1 protein-coding gene and 2 pseudogenes are annotated in these 3,416 nt (G+C 60.5%); 2 read left to right on the forward strand and 1 reads right to left on the reverse strand.

Annotation, left to right across the window (positions count from 1 at the left end):
- Together GSM73_RS27670 and GSM73_RS20985 are read left to right on the forward strand one after the other, a co-directional pair.
- Window positions 1-137 (forward strand): annotated as a pseudogene (locus tag GSM73_RS27670) (LysR family transcriptional regulator); the annotation flags it as partial.
- A gap of 56 nt (window positions 138-193) precedes the next feature.
- On the forward strand, window positions 194-724 hold the full coding sequence (locus GSM73_RS20985; protein ID WP_047227349.1) for a bacterioferritin: 531 nt from the start codon (window positions 194-196) through the stop codon (window positions 722-724).
- 109 nt (window positions 725-833) lie between these two features.
- Here the strand turns inward: GSM73_RS20985 and GSM73_RS20990 are convergent.
- Window positions 834-2,908 (reverse strand): annotated as a pseudogene (locus tag GSM73_RS20990) (AsmA family protein).
- Window positions 2,909-3,416 lie beyond the last annotated feature (508 nt).

Raw genomic sequence — 3,416 nt, forward strand, 5'->3', positions numbered from 1 at the left:
CCCTGTGCGTTCCAGGCCGTGAACGCCATCCACCGGTGCGGGCATTCTTCCAGTGGCTGGAGGAAGAGGCGCGGCAGTCCGCTCATGCGCTGAAAAATTCGGTAAAACTTTTCGAGGATCGCGTCACTCAGATTTAGAGCGATCACGCCAACAGAGCGTGACGCCCTACCGGATCAGCCTCCAGGAGAATGCTATGAGTGACATGCACCTATCCGATGTAACCACCCTGCGCGAACGGGCACGGCAGAACGTGCAGAACGGCGCGGTGACCGAGGGCTACAGCGCCGATCGACCGGAAGTCATTCGCCTGCTCAATGAAGCGCTGGCCACGGAGCTGGTGTGCGTGCTGCGCTACAAGCGCCACTACTTCATGGCCACCGGCCTCAAGGCCAGCGTGGCGGCCAGCGAGTTTCTCGAACACGCCAACCAGGAAGCCGAACACGCCGACAAGCTCGCTGAGCGCATTGTGCAGTTGGGCGGCGAGCCGGAGTTCAACCCCGACCTGTTGACCCGTAACTCCCACGCCCAGTACGTGGCGGGGAACACCCTCAAGGAAATGGTCTACGAAGACCTGGTCGCCGAACGGATCGCCATCGACAGCTACCGGGAAATCATCCAGTACATCGGCGAAAAGGACCCGACCACCCGGCGAATCTTCGAAGACATCCTGGCTCAGGAAGAAGAGCATGCCGATGACATGGCCGACATCCTGGCCGATTTGTAATACCGCTATCGCGAGCAGGCTCGCTCCCCCATTGAATCGTGTCCTGTCGCGGTCGATGTGGGAGCGAGCCTACTCGCGATGGGGCCAGTAACCTCACCGCAAAGCCTGGCTAGCGGGTTGGTTTGACCGTCACCGGTGCCTTGCCGGCCTTCATCTGCTCCAGCAACGGCGCACACTGGTTCGGCTCGCCACCGCTTGGCGCAACCAGGGCCAACAACCCGGCCGCCGGCGCGGCAATGACGCCCAGCGCCACCATCCCGGCCCCACGCAGCATCAACGGCACGGCCTTGACGCCCGCCGCGGGCTTGGCGAAGGTGCCGCGCACGTACAAGGGCGAGCGCAGGGAAATCAAGCGCCAGCCCTTGGACTCCGGAGTGATGGTCAGGTCCAGTTGTTCGGTGGCCATGTTCGCCGTGCCATCGACATAAATGATCGCGTTCGCCGTGTCGAACACGAACAGGCGAGTGGTCGCCAGGCCGGTCTTGATGTCGAAGTCCGCCGCCGCGCAGTTGATCTTCACTTCCTCGTCGCCAAAGATTTTCCCCACCACATAGTTACCGACGTTCAGCCCCGCCAGTTCCATCAGTTCCCGACTGATGGCGCCGTCGTTGATGAGCATTTTCAACGTGCCGTTGGAGGTGCCCAGCAACGCCGCCACCGAATTGCCACGGCCGGTGATATCGGCATCGCCGTTCAGCTCACCGAAGCTGGTTTTCATCGGCGCGAAACCGGGGAACAACTCCTTGAGCTTGAAACCCCGCGCCGTCAGCTTCGCCTGTCCCTCAAGGGGCCGGGTGCGGCCGTTGAGGCGGATCTGCGCGTCGAGCCGGCCACCGGCCACACCGAAGCGCAGGGGCTCAAGGCTTAGTTGGCCGTCGTTGAGCACCAGATGCGTGTAAAGGTCGGTGAACGGTAACTGCTCACTGTGGACGATTCGTTTGCCAGTGAACTCCACATCGGCATCCATCACGCCCCAGCGCTCGGTACGAAACTCTTCCACGGGCAGCACTTTGTCGGACGGCTGTTTGCTCGCGCCGCCTCGGGCCTTTTGTTCGGCGTTGGAATCGGCGCCGATCAGGGGGCCAGGTCGCTGAACAACAGTTGATTGGACACCAGCGCGCCACTGAGTTTTGGCCGCGGCTGGCTGGCAACGTAGGCCAGGTCACCGTGAATATCGCTATCGCCGATCTTGCCGTTGAAGGCCTCATAACGAAACAGTGCCCCGCCGGGCTCGTGGAGTTTGGCGATCAGGCGGCCATCGGTGGAATAGGGCGGCGAATCCGGCAGGGTCACGCCGGTCAGCGGATAAAGATTGGCCAGGCTGTTCCCGGCCAGCTTCAAGCGCAGATCCAGCGCCCCTAGGTTCATCGGGTCGGTCAGCGTGCCGGCCAGTTCGACTCGGGTATCACCGATCTTCGCCTGAGCCTGCAACGGAAAAGGTTGCGACGCATCCTGCAGAGCCAACAGGCCACCGACCTTGCCGGAGCCTGCCAGGTTCTGCCCGTGGTACTGGCCGTTGACCTTGAAGGCAAACGCATAATCCTGGGGAGCCGCACCTGCGTCCCGGGCTTTTTTCGCAGCATTGTCGCCGACGATATCGCTGAACGGGATGGGTTTGCCCAACGGGTCGATCAACAGGTCCAGGCGGGTTTTCAGCGTCTGGTCATTAACAGTGACATGGCCTTTGTCAAAGCCAATGGTGCCAATGTCCACGACCCAGCTGGACGGCTCGGCGTCGGGGTCTTTCGGATCGAACTCGAACGTCCAGTTGGCGCGACCATCGGCCAGGCGTTGCAGGTTGGCGTCGGGCTCGGTCAGGTCGATGCGGGGAACTGCCACTCGCCGGGCCAGCAAGGCCAGGGGCGAAATGCGTAATTCGACGCGCTTGAGCGTGACCATTTGCGCAGTTTTCGACCATTCCGGGTTGCCCAGGCTCAAGTCTTCGGCCACCACATGGGGCCACGGCACCCAGGCCCGCCAGCCGCCTTCCAGCGGTTCGCGCTGCCAGACCACCGCCAGGTTGCCATTGATGGCGAACGGGCGATGCAACTCTTCGGAAACCTTGGCATTGAGCGGCGGCTTTATCCGGTTCCAATCGAAGAACGCGATGACCAGCACCAATACGGCCAGCAGGAAAACAAGGCTGGCGAAGGTCCAGGCGAAGATTTTTGAGGTGCGCGTCATGCACAAGGCTCCTGATGACAAATCTGCGTCCGGACGGCGACGCCTTGGAAACACGAGCCTGTAATCGGCTCGTTGTGAAGAGTAGGACTGGCGATACGGCCAACTGGTTTAACACTTTGGGCGACGGGCGGTACAAAAAACTGAAAAAATCCTGACCAAACCGCCAACTACCTGTTACCGCCCCCGCACTTTTGCGTGGCATCAATGGGTACAAAATACCCACTGCGGTGCAAAACCACGCCTCGCAAAGGCCCGTTCTAGAGCCTTTCCACAGAACAATCAATTCCGTTGATTATTACCATTGCCTTTATGAACTTTTATATCGACTTATCGAGAGTAGCATTGCCTCCGTACCCACTTTATCGCCCCCCCCAAGGAGCAATGATCATGAAACGCCAATTACTGATGAGCCTCACCCTTTCAATGCTGGCCTCCACTGCTTTCGCACTGCCAGCCTCCGAACAAGCCACGCCGCAGGTTAAAGACAGCCGTTCGGTCTATAGCCAGA

The organism is Pseudomonas sp. PICF6, assembly GCF_009831705.1.
GTDB classification, from domain to species: domain Bacteria; phylum Pseudomonadota; class Gammaproteobacteria; order Pseudomonadales; family Pseudomonadaceae; genus Aquipseudomonas; species Aquipseudomonas rhizophila.

What these genes read in the sequence shown, in the direction of transcription:
- GSM73_RS20985 (WP_047227349.1), top strand. Translation starts at nt 194, where the DNA reads ATGAGTGACATGCACCTATCCGATGTAACCACCCTGCGCGAACGGGCA.